Here is a 19,460-nt window from a genome sequence, read left to right on the forward strand (position 1 = left end):
TGGCTGCTCCAATCGGGAAGCAGTATGCTTTCCGGTTGGAGTACCAGTTTTATTCTGGTGCTTCAGGATAAAATAGGAATAAATCGGTTTTACTATTAATGCCGATTACGCACAGGATATCATAGTAGTGGAGTGACTTATTTGAATCAGTATCAAAATAGTAACCTGCTTGACATTTCCCGCTGGAAGCTGTCCCCTTACCAAATTCTATCGGCCAGCTTTGCCGCACTTATCCTCTTAGGGGCCTGCTTGCTATCCCTGCCGATAGCATCCGCCAGCGGCCAATCTACCAATTTCATGAATGCATTGTTCACGGCAACATCGGCAGTCTGCATTACCGGTCTGAGTGTCGTAGATACCGGAACCTATTGGTCCTTGTTTGGACAACTTGTCATCATCGTACTGGTTCAAGCCGGTGCACTGGGCATCATGACAATGACGACCCTGATCGCCCTGCTGATCGGAAAAAAAATCAACCTGCGTCAGCGGCTCCTTATGCAGGAGTCTCTTAATCAACTTACGCTGTCGGGGATCGTGCGAATTACCATTTATATTTTGAAGATGACCCTGCTGATTGAATTTATTGGCGGGACAATATTAGCGCTTCGCTGGTACGGCGAGTACGGCCCGCTTAGTATTTACCTGGGTTACTGGCATGCAATCTCTTCTTTCTGTAATGCCGGTTTTGATCTGCTGGGCAACTCGAAAAGCCTTACAGGTTATGTTTCGGATCTTACCATTAATCTAACGGTTGCCATGCTCGTACTGCTAGGCGGTATGGGCTTCAGCGTCATAGCCGACATATGGACAACCCGTAAGTTTTCCCGGCTGTCACTGCATACCAAACTTGTCGTTGTCACCAGCCTTGTACTGCTGCTGGCAGGAACAGTTGTCATTTTTCTGCTTGAGTATAATAATTCAGCTACACTAGGACCGCTCAGCTGGCAAGACAAACTTCTCAGCAGCTTTTTCCAGTCTGTTACCACCCGCAGTGCAGGCTATAATACTATTTCGATCAGCAGCCTAGAAACAGCTACGTTATTTTTCATGAGTATCTTAATGTTTATCGGTGCAGCGCCTGGTTCAACCGGCGGCGGTATTAAAACCTCAACTTTTGCCGTCTTAATGCTGGTTGTTTGGGCTATTATTCGAGGCAAGCAGGATATAGAGGTCTTTCATCGCTCTATTGGCCGCCAGATCGTTTACCGGGCTTTTGCCGTAGCTTTCATTGCCTCACTGCTGGTTATTTTCATTACAATGATGCTGGTCATTCAGGAAAAGCAGCCTTTTATTAACCTTTTGTTCGAAGTAGTTTCAGCCTTCGGTACGGTTGGCCTGTCAACAGGAATTACGCCCGCCTTGAGCGATACCAGCAAATTCTGGCTAATTATCACCATGTTTGCCGGCCGTGTTGGCCCGGTTACGCTCGCACTCGCCCTGGCGCTGCGCGAGAAAAAACAGTCCGTCCATTTTCCTGAGGGCAAGGTCATCATTGGTTAATTTACATTAGAGATAGGAGACAACTAATATGGCAAAGAAAAAACGGCAATTTGCAGTCATTGGCCTGGGAAGGTTCGGTTCCAGCGTTGCGCTGACACTGGCCCGCTCCGGCCATGAGGTGCTGGCAGTCGATTCAGACGAAGAAAAAGTGCAAAAGCTCAGTGATGAAGTAACCCATGTGGCTGTAGCCGACACCACTGACGAGGCAGCCTTAAAAACGCTGGGAATGCGCAATTTCGATGTAGTTGTCGTCGCAATCGGCGAAGATATGCAGGCAAATGTGCTGACTACACTGCTGCTAAAAGATATGGGAGTTACGCACATCGTAGCAAAAGCCCGCAACGAACTGCACGGAAAAATGCTAAAAAAAATCGGCGCCGACAGGGTTGTTTACCCCGAACGCGACATGGGCCAGCGAGTGGCACACAACTTAGTTTCAACTAACGTACTGGATTATATTGAGCTGTCGCCCAACTTAAGTCTTGTAGAAATCAACGCTCCCCGCTCCCTGATCGGTAAAAGTCTGGCTGAAGCCAATCTGCGCGCCAAATATGAAATGAACGTTGTTGCCATTAAGCGGACTGACAAAATTATCGTTCCCCCTCACCCCAGTGACAAAATTACTTCCGAAGATGTGTTAATCGTAGTTGGCGGCATTGACGGACTCCAGCGGCTGGAAGAGCTGGAATGATGAAATAACAGTGAAGGCGCCGGTAAAAAACCGGCGCCTTCACTCGCTATCTTACTGCTAAAAAGTAATTGTTTATGCCGTTATAGAGTCCTAGCGCAGCTTTACGCCAAAACGATGATTTACTGAGCAGCTTTGCTTCCTGGGGATTAGAAAGGAAAGCCACTTCTGCCAAGATTGCCGGCATATGTGTGTTCTCCAGGACATAATAATCATTTTCTTCAAAACCCCGGTCGAACAGCCCAACCTGCCGCACCAGATTACTCTGCAGGATTTGGGCAAAGCGGCGGTCTTCATCGGTCTTTTCATAAAAATAAGTTGTCGTGCCTTGCGCATCCTGGGTGGAATGCGCATCAGCATGGATGCTGACAAACAAGTCGGCATCCAAACGATTAGCGACATTAACCCGGGCTGCCAGTTCTTCCTTGTCAGAAGCCCCGCTGTAAGCCACATCCCTATCAGAGCTGCGGGTTAGCACCACATTCGCTCCTTTGGCAGCAAGCATCTTTTTCAACTCCAGTGCAATTCCCAGGGTCACGTCTTTCTCAGCGATATTATGGGTTCCAAGAGCCCCCGCATCACTTCCGCCATGACCAGGATCGACTACAATTGTCCTTCCCTGCACACCGGTATATGTACCCGTGAGCGCTGCACCGTAAACCGTAGCATGAAGTGGCAGCATCAGGACCAGTGTTGCCCAAAAAAGAATAAGGCGAGATTTTTTCATATATTTCATCCTTACTAGCAGGCAAGCATGCCTTGCGTCAAACCCACCGTCATTATACCTTAGTCGTTACAAGCTGACAAACGTAATATTTTCCGCACAAAAATACCGCCTCCTGGACAAACTAAGTCCAGGAGGTGAGAACGCATGGACAATGAAAAAAACAACACCACAATGGATAACGAGCAAGCTCCTGTAGAATCAACTGATAAAAAGACACAAAATACGGTACCTACTTTGTATCCCGACATAGAATATGTAAATCGAACCTTGCCTTAAACAAAACGGATGAGGACAAATCGGAATTTGCCTCATCCACTTTTTTATTTAAGCGTAATTTCTTCCCCGTTTAAGATTTTTTTCATATTTTTCATCGGACACATTTTGCCGCACATCGTACAGGTATCTTCGCATTCCGGTTTTGATTCCTCCCGGTATCTTCTGGCCTTTTCAGGGTCAATTGCCAATTCAATCATACGCGGAAAATCAACCTCCGCCCGGGCCGCACTCATTTGATTATCCCAATCCCGTGCACCTGGTATTCCTTTCGCGATGTCTGCTGCGTGAGCGGCAATGCGGGTAGCAATAATTCCTTCTTTCATATCGTCTATCGTGGGCAGGCGCAAATGTTCTGCCGGAGTGACATAACACAGAAAATCAGCCCCATTGGCTGCTGCAATTGCACCGCCAATTGCACTGGTGATATGATCATAGCCGGGAGCAATATCCGTAACCACAGGTCCCAGGACATAAAATGGCGCACCATGGCACAATTTTTTCTCAAGCATCATATTAGCGGCAATTTCATTAAGCGCCATGTGTCCGGGACCTTCAATCATGACTTGTACATTTCTGGCCCAAGCCCGTTTCGTCAGCTCTCCTAATACTATTAATTCTTCGATTTGAGCGGCATCGGTGGAATCTTGTATGGAGCCAGGCCGGCAGGCATCACCCAGGCTAAGCGTAACATCATATTGTTCACAAATGTCCAGCAAGCGGTCAAAGTATTCAAAAAACGGATTTTCCCGGTTATTGAGTTCCATCCAGGCAAACAGCAGCGAGCCACCGCGGGAAACAATATTGGTCAGCCGTTTATTGTTCTTTACCCGCTCGGCAGTCACAGCGTTTATCCCGCAGTGAACAGTCATAAAATCAACGCCATCTTGGGCATGCCTTTCTACAACAGCAAAGAATTCGTCAACAGTGATATCCTTCAGTTCCTTATCCAGCATTCCCACGGCATCATACATCGGTACCGTGCCAATCATTGCCGACGATATTTCCACCAGTTTGCGCCGGAACTCCTGGGTTTTACCATAACAGCTAAGATCCATTATGGCCTCTGCTTTTAATTCAATTGCTCTTTTTACTTTATCCAGTTCAAAGTGAATATCACAGCAATCTTTAGAGACTCCCAGATTCACATTAATCTTCGTCCTCAATCCTGTGCCGATTCCTTCAGGGCTCAAACTGACATGTCCTTTATTAGCGGGAATAACCACTTTTCCTGCCGCAACCAATTCAGCCAATTCTTGGGGTCTCATGTTTTCCTTCGCAGCAACAATGCGCATCTGCTCTGTAATAATTCCTTTTTTGGCAGCATCCATTTGCGTTGTGTATTTCATCGCAATCCCCTTCCTCATGATAAATAACAAAAAAGCCTGCCGTAAGGCAGGCTTTAAAGTACAATTTTAAAAGCTTCCCTCCGGTGGTACTAACCACATCAGGTATAAGAGTTGGACACACGTCCTCTCAGCCATTTCGGCACCCCTAGCTATCGTATTTACTTATCATCACTATACTGGATATTTCAGCTATTGTAAATCTATATTTCTTTTGCGGTATTCAACCAGATCATTTACCGTGACAACCGGCATTTTATGCTTTGCGGCAAACTCGACGATCTCCGGCAGCCGCGCCATGGTACCGTCCGCATTGGTAAGCTCACACAAGACACCATATGGTTTCAACCCGGCAAGACGCATGAAGTCTACATTTGCTTCCGTATGTCCCGGACGTTCCAACACACCACCAGCTTTAGCCCTTAAGGGAAAAACATGTCCAGGGCGCTTCAAATGTACCGCACAGGCCTGCTCGGCAACTGCTGCTTTTACCGTTGTAACCCGGTCCGCAGCCGACACGCCGGTCGTTACACCTGCGGCAGCTTCAATTGATACGGTAAAAGCGGTTTGAAAGCTGCTTGTATTATGTTCTACCATCATTGGCAGTTCCAAAGCCTGTATTTTCTCTTCCGGAAGGCATAAGCAGACAATCCCGCTTCCTTCACGGATCAGCATTGCCATCTGCGCATTCGTCAAATGTTCTGCTGAAAAAAAGATATCGCCTTCATTTTCGCGATCTTCGTCATCTGTTACCAGAATTCCCTGACCATCCTGCAGCGCCTTAACAGCACGTTTTACTCGTTCCTCTGAATTTCCAAACTGGGCTAATAGTTGCTGATTCAATTCGTATTCCTCCTATTTAACTAGTCGGACTTACTTTCGAATCAGGGCATTAGACAGGCAGCAGAAAAAGCAAAATGCTCACCGCCTTATCCTCTTTCGTCCGGACTATACCGTCGGCACTGGCCTCTCACCAGTTCTGCTGACCTCTTCGTGCTCGAAGAGCGCTCGCGGGCTCCCCGGTAAATCCGGGATACCGCCGGTGGGGATTCGCACCCCGCCCTGAGAATAAGTCACTCAGTTGTAAGTATACTCGGATGCCAGTATTTGTCAACCCTCAGAAATTCACCGCATTGTTTTGCCCTTATCCCTCGCGGAAGATAATCCCCTTGCCAAAGGAGGGATAATTCCACGAGTAACCGCTAGTCCCTTGCTTCAGTCGCTCACATACCAGCCGGCAATTGCCGCATTCCAGGCAGCCCACATGATCAAAACTGAGTACATCGTTTACCGTATCCCATTTGTACCGCTCGGCCGGGCAGGAATACGTACAGGCCCGATGATTACAGGTCTTACAGGCAATTTTGTCGACTACAATATGCGGGTTATGATCATCGCTGTCAAAACGGTTTTTTGCCAGTCTGTCATCAATAGTGAGGCTTTTCATAGTGACCTCGCCCCCTTCAGCATATCTTTAAACACATTAAAATAAGGTATTTTGCCGGCAACCGCCTCCCGGGCCGTTCCGAGAACCCGCTTTGACGGCATACCATCTACGTGGTAAATACTTTCCATCAGGCTGGCCGCCAGGAGCGGATAGGTGGTAAATACATGCTGCGTATGCGCCATGTAATCATGCGCATTCTTGAAAGTCTCCAAGTCTTTCAGTACACTCTGCTTCAACCTGTCCTCATATTTTTTTAAGGCTGCCCGGGTAGAATCACCTGCTTTAATTGCTTCTTCAGCGGTTTCAGCCGCCGCAATGCCGGACAGAATGGCATAGTCCATGCCCCGTACCGTAAAGCCGCTGTTGACAACAAAGCCTGCCGCATCACCTGCGACCATAAAACCATCGCCATAAAGCTGAGGCAAAGCTGAAATTCCGCCTTCAGGAATCAGGTGAGCAGAATACTCCGCTAATTCTCCACCTGCGATATAACGGCTAATAGCCGGATGCTGCTTTAAAGACTCGGCAATATCGGCAATCGGCAGTTTAGCGTTTTTCCAGCTAAGTGAATCTACTACCAGGCCCAGCGAAATACTGTCTTTATTCGTATAAAGGAAGGCACCACCGCTGATGCCTTTTGTACATTCACCTGCACAAAGCATCGCCACCCCCTGCTCACTGTCTGTATTAAACCGGTCATTAATTACTGCTTCAGGCAAGCGGAAAACATGCTTAATTCCCAGTGCAACATTGCTATTTTCAACCGGTTTGACTAACCCGGCCCGTTCAAATACCAGCGGGTTAACCCCTTCCGCACTGATAACTAAATCTGCTTCCAGTTCCTCGTCGCCGATTTTTACCCCGCATACCTTGCCTTCCTTTATTATTAATCCGTCAACCGTACTTGCGGGAACCAGCATTGCTCCCGCTTCTTCCGCTTTCGCCGCAAGCCATGCATCAAGTTTAGCGCGCAGCACCGTGTAAGACAGCTGATTTTTCACGGAAAACGTAGAGTCAATGGCAATACTGCTCTCGGGTGTCATCATCATCAGCATTTCCCTGGTTACCTCGCGTTCAAGCGGAGCATCCTGCCATTCATCAGGCATCAGGGCTTTGAGCGCATACGTATAAAGACGTCCTCCAGTCATATTTTTCGCTCCTGGAGCTTTTCCCCGATCAATCACCAGCACTTCCAGCCCGGCTTTTGCCAGCCGGTAAGCGGCAGCGCAGCCGGCTACACCGGCACCAATTACGACAACCTGAAACTTTTCCTCTGCCAAAACATTCACCCCTCCAGAAAATAAGATTTCTGCTCTCACAATGAACAAGGACTTCTAGCAGAACATTAGCATTTCACGTCATAGCGTGAAAAATCTGTAATTTTATTATGCCACAAACCACTCTGCTATTCAATGAAAACAAAGCTAGGAGAGCCTATATAAAAACAAAGACCAATCACCCCAACTTTATCATAAAGTTGGAGTGATTGGCTTCCTATCAGATAGTTACAAAATGAATTGAGGCCAGGAACCGCAAGCTCATAAAGCCTGTAATAACGGTAAGACGATTACGCCTCAGGGCGGCTCAAATCCACTTTATCCAAAGGGATCAGCTTGGTCTTGTTCACATATTTATATCCCAAATAAGCTGCTATAAACACGGGAATACCAATATACGATACGGCTGCGCCATACCAATCAATAGTCCCTCCTAAAAAGGCATTGTAATTTTGCCCGATTATGACGATAAAACAAAGTGCAAAGGCAAACAACGGCCCAAAGGGAAACCATTTCGCCTTGTACTTCAGCTCGCTTAAGTCCCGTCCTTGTTTAACAAAGGCCCGCCGGAACCGGTAATGACTGATAGCAATTCCCAGCCAGGCAATAAAACCAATTACACCGGTTATGTTTAACAGCCAGGTATAAGCAGTACCGTCACCAACAAGCGAGGTAAGAAAAGCAAGTAATCCGAAAACAGTTGTTGCATAAAGAGCATTAGCCGGTACTCCCCGCTTGTTCACTTTACCAAAAAACTGTGGCGCTTTCCCTTCCTTGGCCAAAGCATACAGCATCCGCGAGGAGGCATAAAGAGATGAGCTCCCGGCTGAAAGCACTGACGAAAGAATAACGGCGTTCATAATAGATGCTGCCGCACCTAACCCTGCACGGGAAAATACCAGTGTAAACGGACTGACAGCGATGTTCTCCACATCGTTTTTCAATAAATTTTCATCCGTATAGGGCAGCAAAAAACCAATAATTAATAAAGCGCCAATATAAAACAGCAGAATGCGCCAGAATACCGTATTAATAGCCTTAGGCACATTTTTTTCCGGGTTTTCACTCTCACCGGCAGCAATCCCTACCAGTTCCGTCCCCTGGAAAGAGAATCCTGCGATCATAAAGATACTTAATATCGCACCAAATCCACCGACAAAGGGAGCTTCACCAGTATGCCAGTTGGCAAAGCCTGGTGATGGAGTGTTGCCAAAACCGAGGAGGACTGCAATCCCGACAAATAAAAAAACAATAACCGTGATTACTTTAATCCCGGCAAACCAGAATTCACTTTCGCCATATGCCCGGGTAGATAATAAGTTCAATACAAACAACATGAGTAAAAACGATCCACTCCACACAATGGCTGGCGTATCTGGAAACCAGAATTTCATAATAATCGCTCCGGCGACTAACTCCACTGCCAGACAGGACGCCCAATTCAGCCAGTAATTCCAGCCTACGGCAAAGCCCAGTGCAGGATCAACAAACCGGTTGGCATAGGTGCCAAATGCCCCGGACACAGGCAAATAAGTAGCCATTTCACCTAAACTGGTCATCAAAAAATAAACCATAATGCCAATTACACCATAAGCGACTAAAGCTCCGCCTGGCCCTGCCGTACTGACAGAGGCACCGCTGGCGACAAACAAGCCCGTACCAATAGCACCGCCGATCGCAATCATATTCATGTGGCGAGCCTGCAGGCTTCGCTTTAACTCACCCGTTTCTGTTTCTATTACATGGGGACTGCTGCTGATTTGGTTTTTTTCAGTTTTTGCATTGCTGCTCATAGGATTCACTCCTTTATTTACTTGCGCGGAAAGCGGAAAAAATTCATCCCCCGTTTCTTCGCCAACTCCTGAATTCGGGATACTTTTACGCTGCTGCCTGCATTTCAGCGTTGAGTCTTACAAAAAGAAAAAGGGCTTCAGAGAAAACCTCTAAAGCCCCCTAATTCCTATGGTGCGGGAGACAGGAATTGAACCTGCACGCCTCACGGCGCTAGATCCTAAGTCTAGTGCGTCTGCCAGTTCCGCCACTCCCGCATATATCGTCAGCATTACGCAGTAAACTTGACTCCGTAATCGGCCACCATCGTGACCTCAGCACCTGACATAAGAATATTATCATAAACTACATCACATCGTCAAGCACTTTTTTCTGCATAAGCTGACTTTTTAATTATAGATTTTCTTCAATATCACCTTCCAGTTCCAGATAGGCGCAGCGCAGCTGCTTCAGCTCATCGTCAGTAGCCCGCCAGTAGCCTCGATTATTACATTCCAGCAGCCGTTCTACCATACTAAAGTATGCCCAGCGGTTATTTTCCGCCAGCTTCTGCCGCATTGTTTCATCAGCAATGTAGGTTTTGTGCATATCGCTGAAAACCCAGTTACTCACTTTATTGGTGGTGGCAGCTAAGCCCAGCATATTTTCAAACCGGTCGTTGATTTTCTGAACACCATGATAAGAATGATCCAGCATGGCATTAATCCATTTAGGATTTAAAAGGCGCGTCCGCACACCCCGTTCTATCGATTTATCAACCGTTTCTGTTTGTATTTTTTCGCCCGTCGTGTCGGTAATATAAACTATCGCCTGCTTACCTCTGGCGTTTTCTACAGATTTAGACAGGCCACCGAAATACTCATAATAATGATCCAGATCGATTACTTCATACTCATGATTGCTGCGAAGCTGTGACACAATGTCCACTGCCGCTAAATGACTGGTAAACAATCCTTCAACCGTCCTGCCCCGGTAATTCTTACTATACACGTGCTGCAGACTGTTCACATAAGTTTCGCCCAGCTGCTTTTCATCCGTCCACGTTTTCAACTCAATTAATTTGGAAACCTTACTGCCATATTCCGCCTCTGCAGGTCCAAACAAACGGGCAAAGGATAGCTCCCGCGCTTCATCGCAGTCATAGCCTTCTGCCAGCAGCTTTTGATAAATCCTGCTGCCATTAGCCTTCAGATAGTTTTCCTCTTCACTTTCCGCCAATTCAGCAACGCGCTGGAACACCTCGTGTAGTTCCCCGATCAAGAGAGGAAACATATCGCGGAAAAATCCACAAATATTGATCACAACATCAATACGCGGCCGCCCTAGCTCTGCCAGCCCAATGATTTCAAAACGCGGTGAAAACTGGTTTTTCTTAGTGACTACCCTGACGCCAAGATACTGAAGAATTTGTCCAACCGTTTCACCCTGGGTCCGGGAGGTTTCCAGCCCCCACAAAATCACTGCTGTACTTTTGGGGTAACAGCCGTGCGTTTTGTAGTATTGCGCTATGGTATTCTGCGCGATTTTAGCGCCGCGCTGCATCGCAACCGGGCTGGGCACCAGCCGCGGATCAAACTGGTATAGATTACATCCGCTGGGCAGCACTTCCGGGTTGCGCACCATATCGCCGGCCAGCCGGGCAGATAAAAATCCACCGTCCAATACCTTGAGCAAACCAGCCTCTTCCTGACTGTCCCGGGATGCTTGATATGCGGTAAGTCCGAATTGCAGTACTTCCTTGCAGACGCTAAGTCTGTCACCGGACAATCCAGGCACAACTGTACCGTCTGCCAAATATTGATCCACTATCACTGCCGCCGCTTGGTCAAGTCGGCTCAGTATACTGATCTCGTTGTCTTCCAGCGCTTGGTCGTAATTGAGCCCCTGCGCTTCAGCCAGCAGACGCTGCAGCGAGGGAAGCGGCGGCCGGTCATAGCGCAGCACAAACTTCATAAAAGCCGCCGCTTCCCCTTCCGTATAACCTTTGCCAAATACATGCAGACCATGCGGAATTAGAGAACGCCGCATCCGGTACAGCTCCTGCTCCAGCTCTTCTATATCGTCATACAGAAAGTTTTGTTCCCCGGCCTTTGCTTTAATTAATTCCTCCAATACAGGCAGCTGGCTTGCATCCAGGCGCTGGACCTCCTGACGCTGGTGCATCAGTGACTCCAGTTCCGCTAATTCACCGTACAAATCACTTTCGGTAAACGGCGGCGACTGATAGCTCACCAAAACAGCATGTGCTCGCCGTTTGGCGATCATTGCCTCCGCCGGATTGCCTGCATAATACAGGTAGGCATGGGGAATGTCGTGTACTAAATAATCAGGCAGGCAGCTTCCTGACATGCCGCATTCTTTGCCTTGCAAAAACTCAAGCGTTCCGTGTGTACCTACATGGATAATAACATCTGCTTTAAACTCCTCCTTCAGCCATTGATAGAAAGCAATATACTGATGATGGGGCAATAAAGCCTTGTCATGGTAAAACTTATCAGGCTGCTCATGGATGCCCCGGGAAGGCTGCAAACCGACAAATACATTGCCGAATACTTTACCCGGAATGAGGAAACAGTCCTTTTCGCTCATGATCTCTCCCGGCGCCTGCCCCCATTGCCGGATCAACTCATCCGTCCATCCGACAGCTTTCAGACGCTGCAAATAGGTGGCAGCAGCATAACGGATAAACGCAAGATCGGTGGTATCTTCCGTCCAGCGTCCGGAATTCACAAGCTTTCCGGCAGAAAAGGTGTTTTTAAGGTTCACGGCCGTTTCCGGCTCTACCTGGTAACCTTCCTTATAAAGGCGCGCGAGAATACGTTCTACTGATACAAAAGTATCAAGAAACGCACCGCCAAACAGATTATCTTCTCCCGGCGGATAGTTATAGCAAATCACTGCTACCCGCTTATCTGCTTTGGGTTTCTTCCGCAATAAAAGCCATTTTTGAATGCGGGCAGCCACTTTATTGGCCCGTTCTTCAATTAAGGCGAGCTCATGGATATCTAATTGCAGCTCTTCATCATAGACGGAAGACGCCAATGCACCGATTGGTATGGTTTCGATGGCCCCGTCTAATTCAGGAAGCATTACCTGGATTAAAAATTCGGCTGCATTAATACCCTGCAGGGATTTTTCCCATTCGGCAACCTCCCGGCGAGACATAAAAAACGGATGTACCAACGGTACATCTAAATCTTTCAGCAATTCCACCGCCGCCTGAGCATCACCGCCCATCGGACCGGCACCGAGCCGAAAAGCCAGAAAGCTCACCACCAGGTCTACCGTTTTGCCTGACTCTGTGATCAGAATTTGACGAAGCTTTTCCAAATCCCGGTTGGTGGTGCGGGCAAAGGCTATGGGCAGTACATTCGCAAAAAGCTGTAACTTCTTGCTGAATGCCGCCACGCAGCCCCGTGTCCGGTTAGGATAATTATGTCCGTAAAATAATATCGCAATGGTAGGCTTCTCAGGGTCATAGGCTGTTGACTGACGGTACTCCCGGACACTGGAAAAATACGTTCCCCGGTCCGGATCAAAGATGCCTGTATCCTGTACAATAACCGGCTCCTGAGGTTTAGGAAAAGCAGCAAACCCTCCATAATCGCGGCCGATTAAGTATAATAAATTACGGATATTGCCTTCATCGGCATTTTTCCAGTATTTAATAATCTGTATATAATTCTTAATATCCTTAAGCTTTCCCAGTGGCAGCATCTTGCCCAGTTTTTCCGCCATATCCATCATGCGCAGCATGGAGTCCGGTGAGACACGGGCGCTTGGCTCCATGCCCGCCTTCATGTCTTTACCGGAAAAGCCGCCCAATTTGAGGATAGAGCGGATTTCCTGGTTATCGCCGCCAATTGGAACAATGTTGGAGCTGCTGTTGCGGCATGCCGCAAGAACTGTTTGTTCATATTCCCGTGACGCACCCATCAAATCGAGCAAAACAAAATCCGCCTCTTTGATTGCCGCACCGATTCGCTCTGCTTGACCTTGCTCCATATGCTTGGCAGCATAAAACAGCTTCACTTCCAAACAGCCGGGAAATTGAGCCGCCAGTTCACGGGATACGCAAGCCATATCCGCCAGACCCGCATTCGAAACCGCTAACACAATGATTTTCATTTCGGGGCTCCTCTTCATATAATACTACTTCGTACCGCCCGGGCAAGTTGCTGGGCTCCCAATTCTTCTAACAGTAAATACCGGGCCTGCATAGCCTGGGCAAGTTCCCGTGCAAGCCCAAGCCGGATAAAATCGTTTTCCGTATCAATGACCAGCGTCTGTATGCCGGTTTTGCTGATTTTACCGGCAATATCCAATACTTCCTGCACTGCATCGCCACCGCTTATTTTGACATTGGCTTTGCCATCAGAAACCAATACCAGCACAGGCACCATATCCGGATCACGCAGCCTGGCTGCGTGGAGGATTTCCATTGCTTTTAACAGCGCTGCCGCCAGAGGGGTTTTTCCACCGGTCGGCAGATCACGCAGCCGCTTTTGGGCAAGATCGACACTGCGGGTAATTCCCAGCAGCAATTCCGCCGCATTTTTCCGGAATGCAATCATCCCTACCCGGTCCCGTTTTTGGTAAGCATCCGTCAATAATGACAATATCGCTCCTTTGACGGCTCGCATTCGCTGTTTGGCTGCCATCGAACCGCTGGCATCGACAACGAATAAAAACGTATTGCCCACTCGTTTTTCCCGTACCTTAATGCGAAAATCTTCCTTATATATAATAAGTCCCGTATGCGCTTTGCCGCGAAGACGCTGAAAGGGGGCTGCTGCCCGTAATGTAGCATCAAACGCCAAATCAGCAACCTTATCCCTAGGCAGCCTAACCTTCACATAGCGTCCCTGACGCGAGCCTGTCCGGGTGAGGCAGCGGCGGCCGCTGCCCTTGCGTACCCGCCTGTCACGTAAAGGCAATGCAATATCACGTACCGCAAAAACCGCACCCGCCTCCTCTACCTGATCATCAATATTACCGGATGCTCCATTGGCTTCCGGATTACTGTCCGAAGATTCTTGCGGCATCTCACCAGCCTCAGTTCGATCTTCAGTTGCACCGGTATCCTTATCGCCATCAGCGTAAGCTTGCTGTTGTTCAGGCTGCTCGCCGGACGAATTTTGCTGTTGTCCGGGCGGTTCAGGCTGGTCAGGCACCGGCGGAACTTCCCTTAACCGGTGAGGCAGGACAAATCGTGCAGCCGTTTTGATATCCTGAGGGTAGATGGCATTTCTTTGTTCCCAGGCGGCCAGCGCTTTAGCAGCTTCGACCAGGATAATATCAGCCCGGTGACCGGCGCAATTCGCTTGCTGCGCAATCGCTGCAGCAAGCTGCAGCATGGCATCGGGAACCTCTACCTGACCCAAAGCAATTTTGGCAGCGTTCAGCTTCTCACGCAGCTCGCAAGACTCTTGTTCATAAGCGCGAAAAAAAGCATCCGGCGCCAGTTCATACGCTAACCGGCGCCGCATCACCTCAACCCGTGCCGTCACATCTTTTTCGCCGCCGACAGAAACATACAATCCAAACCGGTCAAGAAACTGGGGTGATAGCGCTCCTTCTTCCGGATTCATCGTACCGACCAAAATGAATTCGGCCGGATGCTTATGCGATATTCCTTCCCGTTCAATTACGCAAAATCCCGATGCCGCCGCATCTAAAATAACGCTGACTAAACTTTCACTCAGCAAGTTTACTTCATCTATATATAGAATATTGTTATGAGCCTTAAACAATATTCCCGGTTCAAAGCGTTTAACCCCTTTTCCAAGGGCAAACTCGATGTCAATGCTGCCCACTACTTTATCTTCCGTAGCATTCAAGGGCAGCTCAACGATATCCATCTCCTTGAGCAAATGCGCCAATCCTCTGACCATCGTTGATTTAGCCGCGCCCTTTTCGCCGGCAATCAGCACGCCGCCGATACGAGGATTGATCGCATTCAGCAGCAGCGCCAGCTTAATATCCGCTTGGCCAACGACGGCAGCAAAGGGAAATACCATTCTATGAGCCATATTGCAAACATCCTTCCCCCGGGCCAGCCGCCGTTATTGCGGGACAAGCTGATCCAGTATCGACCAATCCAAAACGCCTTCTTCAAAGGGTCTGCGGCGCATCCGGTGGGGCAGCACCAGCTTGGCAGCTTCCTTGATATCTTCGCTGATAACCTGCTGTCTTCCGGCATACGCCGCCAGTGTCATCGCAGTTTTAATCATGGTAATATCCGCTCTGTGTCCGTCTACTTCCAGTTTGATGGAGATTGTCGCTACCAGCTCCAATAAGCTGTCAGCAATCTGTACTTTGGGCAAAAGCGAGCCGGCCAGCACGATTCTCTGTGCCAAGGCTTGCTGATCACTGGCAAATTCCGCCCGAAAAGCCTCAGAATCCTGCTCATAACGCAAGCGCCGCCGGATAACTTCAACCCGGTCGGCTGTATTCTGTTCACCAGCTACCTCTACAGAAAGGCCGAAACGGTCAAGCAGCTGAGGCCGGATGTCACCCTCCTCCGGATTCATCGTACCAACAAGCACAAACCGGGCGGGATGCACAAAGGAAACGCCTTCCCGTTCAACCGTATTGACTCCCATGGCAGCTGCATCCAGCAGTACATCCACAACATGGTCATCAAGTAGATTGATTTCATCTATATATAAAATATTGCGATTAGCCTGTGCTAAAATACCTGGTTCAAATTTCTTTTCCCCCATTTTGAGAGCATGTTCAATATCCAGCGTACCAACTACCCGATCCTCCGTAGCGCTGACCGGCAAATCGATAACCCGCATTTTCTGTTTGCTACCTGTTAGCTGCTGCCCTGCAGCCACTCTTTCCCAGCATTGCTCGCAAAGGCTGCTTTTAGCGAGTGGATCGCAGTGAAAACCGCAATCGGCAACCACGTCCATCGCGGGCAGTAAATCAGCTAAGGCCCGGACGGCAGTAGATTTTGCCGTTCCCTTTTCTCCTTTTATCAGCACACCGCCTAAAGCGGGATTTATACTATTTAAGATTAACGCGCGCTTCATTGCTTCCTGTCCTACGATTGCCGTAAACGGATAAATTTTAGCTGTAATCTCCACTGCTGTCATCCTCTCAATTCCATCAAAACTCTCATTAATTCAACCGGAATTTAACTTCTACCGTACTAATACAGGCAATCGGCTGACCATTAACGGAATCGCGGGCAGGCACAAAACGCCACCGTTCTACCGCTTTGACGGCAGCCTCATCTAATTCGTTCCTGCCTGAAGAACCAACAACCCAAACATTGCCCGGCTTACCATTCTCCATGATCTCCAGTTTGACAGTTACACTGCCCTCTACTCCATCGCGTCTGGCGCTTTCCGGGTAACGGGGCTCTACCTTCTGCAGAATGCGGGGAGGTGAAGTAAGCCCTTTCGTTCCACTGCCGGTGCCGCCGCCCGAGCCTGTCCCGGAACCGGAACCCGAACCGCTACCCATCGCTTCCCCACCATTGCCGGTTCCCTGGGCAGAGCTGCCGTTAACGGCGTTAGAGAATGTTTGAGACGCTGCTTCAGTTTCTGTTATAACGGATTCCGCTTCGGCTACTTCCGTAACAATCTGCTGTTTTACAGGTATAGTTGACGGCACAACCATTTCCTGCTGAGGTTGTGGCACAGCCTGGCTGGCAGCCGGTGCCGGGCTGCCCGGGGCAGAGCTCTCCTGCATGCCGGGATCGGAAATTAGCTCCAGTTCTACAATAGCAGGCTCATCGATCTGTGTCGGCAGGATAAATCCGGCAAACCAGTTGATGCCAATAATCAGTGCTATATGAACAGCAGCCGAAAAACCCATTGCCTTCAGCCACTCATTACGTCTGCTCATTCTACTCACCTGGCCTTAGCTTCTGTGGCAATAGCAATCCTGCGAATACCCGCCTGTTTCAACTCGTCAAGTACAGCCACAACCCGGCCGTGCTCCGTGTGTCGGTCAGCCCGCAGAATTACCGCTAAATCCGCTTTTCGCGCCAGCTCGATCTGCATTCGCTTAGCCAATACCTCTACCTGTAATTCTTCCTGATCGACAAGGATTCTGCCTTGTTCGGTAATCGTCACAGTAATTGGTTTTTCCATATCGGTCTGTGCCGCTGCAGCTTGTGGTAAATTAACCGGGATCGACTTTTGTTCCACCATATACAGCGTGCTCATCATAAAAAATACCAGCAGGAAAAAGATAATATCAATCATCGGGATAATCATCAGTTTGGGAGACCGCTCCAGCCGGGCACTGCGCAGCTTCATTATTCATCACCTGCCACATTGTTGAGAAAGACACTGCAGGCCTGTTCCATATCGGTTACTACTGCATCCAGCCGGTGACTGTAAAAGCTATGGACAAGCAGCGCCAGTACCGCAACACACAATCCTGCCGCAGTTGCAACAAGCGCTTCCCCAACCCCGCCGGTAATCGCCATCGGCTGGCCGGACTTAAGATTAAATACACTGAAAGACTGTATCATGCCAACAACGGTTCCCAGCAGTCCAAGCAGCGGCGCCAGTGTAACGATCGTATCCAGATAACCAAGATTTCTGCGAAGGTTTGCAGATTCCAGCTGTGCGGCATTTTCCAGCACGCTCTCCAGCTTATGGCTGGTCTTGATTCGTGATAAGCCTGCAAGCAAAACCTGTGCTACCGCACCTTTGGCGCTTCTACAAACCGCCTCAGCGCCCATCCAGTCCTTAGTCTGCAATTTTGGCTGTAAAGCAGCGAGCAGTTTCTCCAAATCCGTATCGGCACTGCGGTAATAGCGAAAGCGTTCCACTGCTATAGCAACTACAAACAACGAACATAGTAACAACGGATACATGACCAGTCCACCCTTAAAAAACAATTCAACAGCACTCATCAACGATTCTCCTCTCTTATGTACAAACTGGAAATGCCGGATATAAGCGACACATCCGGCAAAAAACACAAAAACCTTCCTGATCAGTCCAGGAAGGTTTAGTTAACAGAGAAATTTTAAATTAAACTGCTCTCATAATCCCCTTCCCATCGCTCGTGGGTATGACGGTGATTGTTAAATAGGCAGTTCTCCTGGCTTTAGATCATTGCGCACCTAAACCTTCCCAAGACGATCGTCTCAGTGGTATAACTTAGGCTTGCTCCCCATTACAGTGGCGGGACCGCGCCGGCTTTGCACCGGTCTTCCCTATTAAGCCCCGCAGGGCACCTACTTCGCTTCATGAAATTGTCACATCTTCATTTCCAGTGTATTTCCTTATGATAATAGCATTATTGATTGAGATTTGTCAAATTTCTTTTAAATTCGACTATTAGCCAATAGGCTATTTTTCTGCCGGAAATGAATCTTTTATGAAGTCGATGAAGGCTTTTAACGCATTCGATAAATATTTATCTCTTCGCCAAACAAGGCCGGTTTGAATATTAAGTGGACTTTCCAGTGGGCGGCTGCTAATATTCGTTTGTTTTTGCGCCACTATATCCATTAAAAAAGAAAGTCCAATCCCTTGTTCAACTAAATTAATGATTGTTTGCACCTGCCGCGTGGAAAACAATACTTTCGGTGAAAAATGATGCCTTTTGCATTCTTCCATAATGATCTGCCGGTTGTATGTATCTTCCTGCAGCAGAATAAACGGCTCTTCGCGGAGCGCCGTAATTGGTATTTGCGGCAAAACCTGCAAAGAATGCTCATGCGGTAAACATACGACGATTTGCCGCTGTACGACAGGAAGCGTCTCCATTGCCGCCGACTGATGATCAAAGAGAACCCCAAAACCAATATCCAGCTTGCCTTGTTCCAGCAGACGTAAAATGGAAAGTGTTCCCTGCTCAACAATCGTCAGTTCAAAATTGGGATATAAGCTGCGGAATTTACTAAAGATATGAGGAAATAAAAATACGCCGATCATGGGTGGAATGCCCACTTTAATTGTTCCTGTTTGCATCGTACGGTAATCCTGCATTTCAGAAACAGAATCATTGACACGACGTAAAATATCATTGACATGCTGTAAAAATAAATTACCTTCAAGGGTCAGACTTAAGCTTCTTTGGCTACGGTCAAATAAGGGTACTTTTAACTCCTCTTCCAATTTTTGCATCGCAACCGTCAGTGACGGCTGGGTGAGATGCAGCACTTCAGCTGCTTTCGTCAAACTGCTTAACTGGCTTACGACTTGAAAATACTTCAAATGCCTGAGTTCCATACTGAGTCCTCTCCTCATTTAAACAATCCCTTGAGTTTTACGGGAAGGGTTTGCCTTACTGGAGAAATCAAGCTGAAAAAGCTCCGGTGAAAACCGGGCAGCTCGATTGCTCAAATAATCCCCCTCCCATCGCTCGCGGGTCAACAGCGATTGGTGCCCTATTCAGTTGTAGACCTGCAGTATGCCTACCTTCTCCTTCAGCA

Annotated in this window: 16 protein-coding genes, 1 tRNA gene and 3 riboswitches; of the genes, 3 read left to right on the top strand and 14 right to left on the bottom strand. The window is 48.3% G+C overall.

The features are described 5' to 3' along the window. The first annotated feature begins 141 nt into the window (after nucleotides 1–141). Nucleotides 142–1,500, top strand: a complete 1,359-nt coding sequence (locus tag EV210_RS13320) for a TrkH family potassium uptake protein (protein WP_424218041.1) — start codon at nucleotides 142–144, stop codon at nucleotides 1,498–1,500. 28 nt (nucleotides 1,501–1,528) lie between these two features. Beyond that, a complete protein-coding gene (locus tag EV210_RS13325) occupies nucleotides 1,529–2,191 on the top strand; it encodes a potassium channel family protein (protein WP_132081351.1) in 663 nt (220 codons plus the stop codon). 46 nt (nucleotides 2,192–2,237) lie between these two features. Here the strand turns inward: EV210_RS13325 and EV210_RS13330 are convergent, their stop codons facing one another. Beyond that, complete coding sequence (locus EV210_RS13330; protein ID WP_132081354.1) at nucleotides 2,238–2,915, bottom strand: N-acetylmuramoyl-L-alanine amidase family protein; 678 nt, start codon at nucleotides 2,913–2,915, stop codon at nucleotides 2,238–2,240. A 144-nt stretch (nucleotides 2,916–3,059) separates the two neighbouring features. On the opposite strand from EV210_RS13330, the gene EV210_RS23330 reads away from it, so the two are divergent. Continuing rightward, a complete protein-coding gene (locus EV210_RS23330; protein WP_279388505.1) occupies nucleotides 3,060–3,191 on the top strand; it encodes a hypothetical protein in 132 nt (43 codons plus the stop codon). A 44-nt stretch (nucleotides 3,192–3,235) separates the two neighbouring features. On the opposite strand, the gene thiC is transcribed toward EV210_RS23330, so the two are convergent. The 13 genes from thiC to EV210_RS13395 form a co-directional block, all read right to left on the bottom strand. Beyond that, nucleotides 3,236–4,537: a phosphomethylpyrimidine synthase ThiC gene (gene thiC / locus EV210_RS13335; protein ID WP_132081357.1), complete on the bottom strand. Its 1,302-nt coding sequence runs from the start codon at nucleotides 4,535–4,537 to the stop codon at nucleotides 3,236–3,238. A gap of 58 nt (nucleotides 4,538–4,595) precedes the next feature. Beyond that, nucleotides 4,596–4,694: riboswitch (TPP riboswitch) on the bottom strand. Between the two features lie 32 nt (nucleotides 4,695–4,726). Then, nucleotides 4,727–5,377, bottom strand: coding sequence for a 3,4-dihydroxy-2-butanone-4-phosphate synthase (gene ribB / locus EV210_RS13340; RefSeq protein WP_132081360.1), 651 nt, complete (start codon nucleotides 5,375–5,377; stop codon nucleotides 4,727–4,729). 84 nt (nucleotides 5,378–5,461) lie between these two features. Beyond that, nucleotides 5,462–5,608, bottom strand: a riboswitch (FMN riboswitch). Nucleotides 5,609–5,678: 70 nt separating this feature from the next. Beyond that, nucleotides 5,679–5,981: a ferredoxin family protein gene (locus tag EV210_RS13345; protein WP_132081363.1), complete on the bottom strand. Its 303-nt coding sequence runs from the start codon at nucleotides 5,979–5,981 to the stop codon at nucleotides 5,679–5,681. Beyond that, a complete protein-coding gene (locus EV210_RS13350) occupies nucleotides 5,978–7,261 on the bottom strand; it encodes an FAD-dependent oxidoreductase (RefSeq protein WP_132081366.1) in 1,284 nt (427 codons plus the stop codon). The genes EV210_RS13345 and EV210_RS13350 overlap by 4 nt, the downstream gene beginning before the upstream one ends. A gap of 287 nt (nucleotides 7,262–7,548) precedes the next feature. Then, nucleotides 7,549–9,051, bottom strand: a complete 1,503-nt coding sequence (locus EV210_RS13355; protein ID WP_132081369.1) for an amino acid permease — start codon at nucleotides 9,049–9,051, stop codon at nucleotides 7,549–7,551. A gap of 170 nt (nucleotides 9,052–9,221) precedes the next feature. Next, nucleotides 9,222–9,306 (bottom strand) — tRNA-Leu (locus EV210_RS13360). Nucleotides 9,307–9,442: 136 nt separating this feature from the next. Further along, on the bottom strand, nucleotides 9,443–13,177 hold the full coding sequence (gene bchH / locus EV210_RS13365) for a magnesium chelatase subunit H (RefSeq protein ID WP_132081372.1): 3,735 nt from the start codon (nucleotides 13,175–13,177) through the stop codon (nucleotides 9,443–9,445). A 14-nt stretch (nucleotides 13,178–13,191) separates the two neighbouring features. Then, the gene (locus EV210_RS13370; protein WP_132081375.1) at nucleotides 13,192–15,081 is read right to left on the bottom strand and encodes a magnesium chelatase subunit D family protein; all 1,890 of its coding nucleotides are present in this window, start codon (nucleotides 15,079–15,081) and stop codon (nucleotides 13,192–13,194) included. Nucleotides 15,082–15,114: 33 nt separating this feature from the next. Then, nucleotides 15,115–16,089, bottom strand: a complete 975-nt coding sequence (locus EV210_RS13375) for a magnesium chelatase ATPase subunit I (protein ID WP_243650551.1) — start codon at nucleotides 16,087–16,089, stop codon at nucleotides 15,115–15,117. Nucleotides 16,090–16,177: 88 nt separating this feature from the next. Continuing rightward, nucleotides 16,178–16,909 carry an energy transducer TonB gene (locus tag EV210_RS13380; RefSeq protein WP_132081380.1) on the bottom strand — a complete coding sequence of 244 codons (732 nt, stop codon included), beginning with the start codon at nucleotides 16,907–16,909 and terminating at the stop codon, nucleotides 16,178–16,180. Between the two features lie 5 nt (nucleotides 16,910–16,914). Beyond that, nucleotides 16,915–17,325: an ExbD/TolR family protein gene (locus EV210_RS13385; protein ID WP_132081383.1), complete on the bottom strand. Its 411-nt coding sequence runs from the start codon at nucleotides 17,323–17,325 to the stop codon at nucleotides 16,915–16,917. Continuing rightward, the gene (locus tag EV210_RS13390) at nucleotides 17,325–17,930 is read right to left on the bottom strand and encodes a MotA/TolQ/ExbB proton channel family protein (RefSeq protein WP_132081386.1); all 606 of its coding nucleotides are present in this window, start codon (nucleotides 17,928–17,930) and stop codon (nucleotides 17,325–17,327) included. The genes EV210_RS13385 and EV210_RS13390 overlap by 1 nt, the downstream gene beginning before the upstream one ends. A 164-nt stretch (nucleotides 17,931–18,094) precedes the next feature. Beyond that, nucleotides 18,095–18,276: riboswitch (cobalamin riboswitch) on the bottom strand. A 96-nt stretch (nucleotides 18,277–18,372) separates the two neighbouring features. Continuing rightward, nucleotides 18,373–19,257, bottom strand: a complete 885-nt coding sequence (locus EV210_RS13395) for a LysR family transcriptional regulator (protein ID WP_132081389.1) — start codon at nucleotides 19,255–19,257, stop codon at nucleotides 18,373–18,375. Between the last annotated feature and the right edge of the window lie 203 nt (nucleotides 19,258–19,460).

The organism is Anaerospora hongkongensis (assembly GCF_004339805.1).
In the GTDB taxonomy this organism is placed as follows: domain Bacteria; phylum Bacillota; class Negativicutes; order Sporomusales; family DSM-15969; genus Anaerospora; species Anaerospora hongkongensis.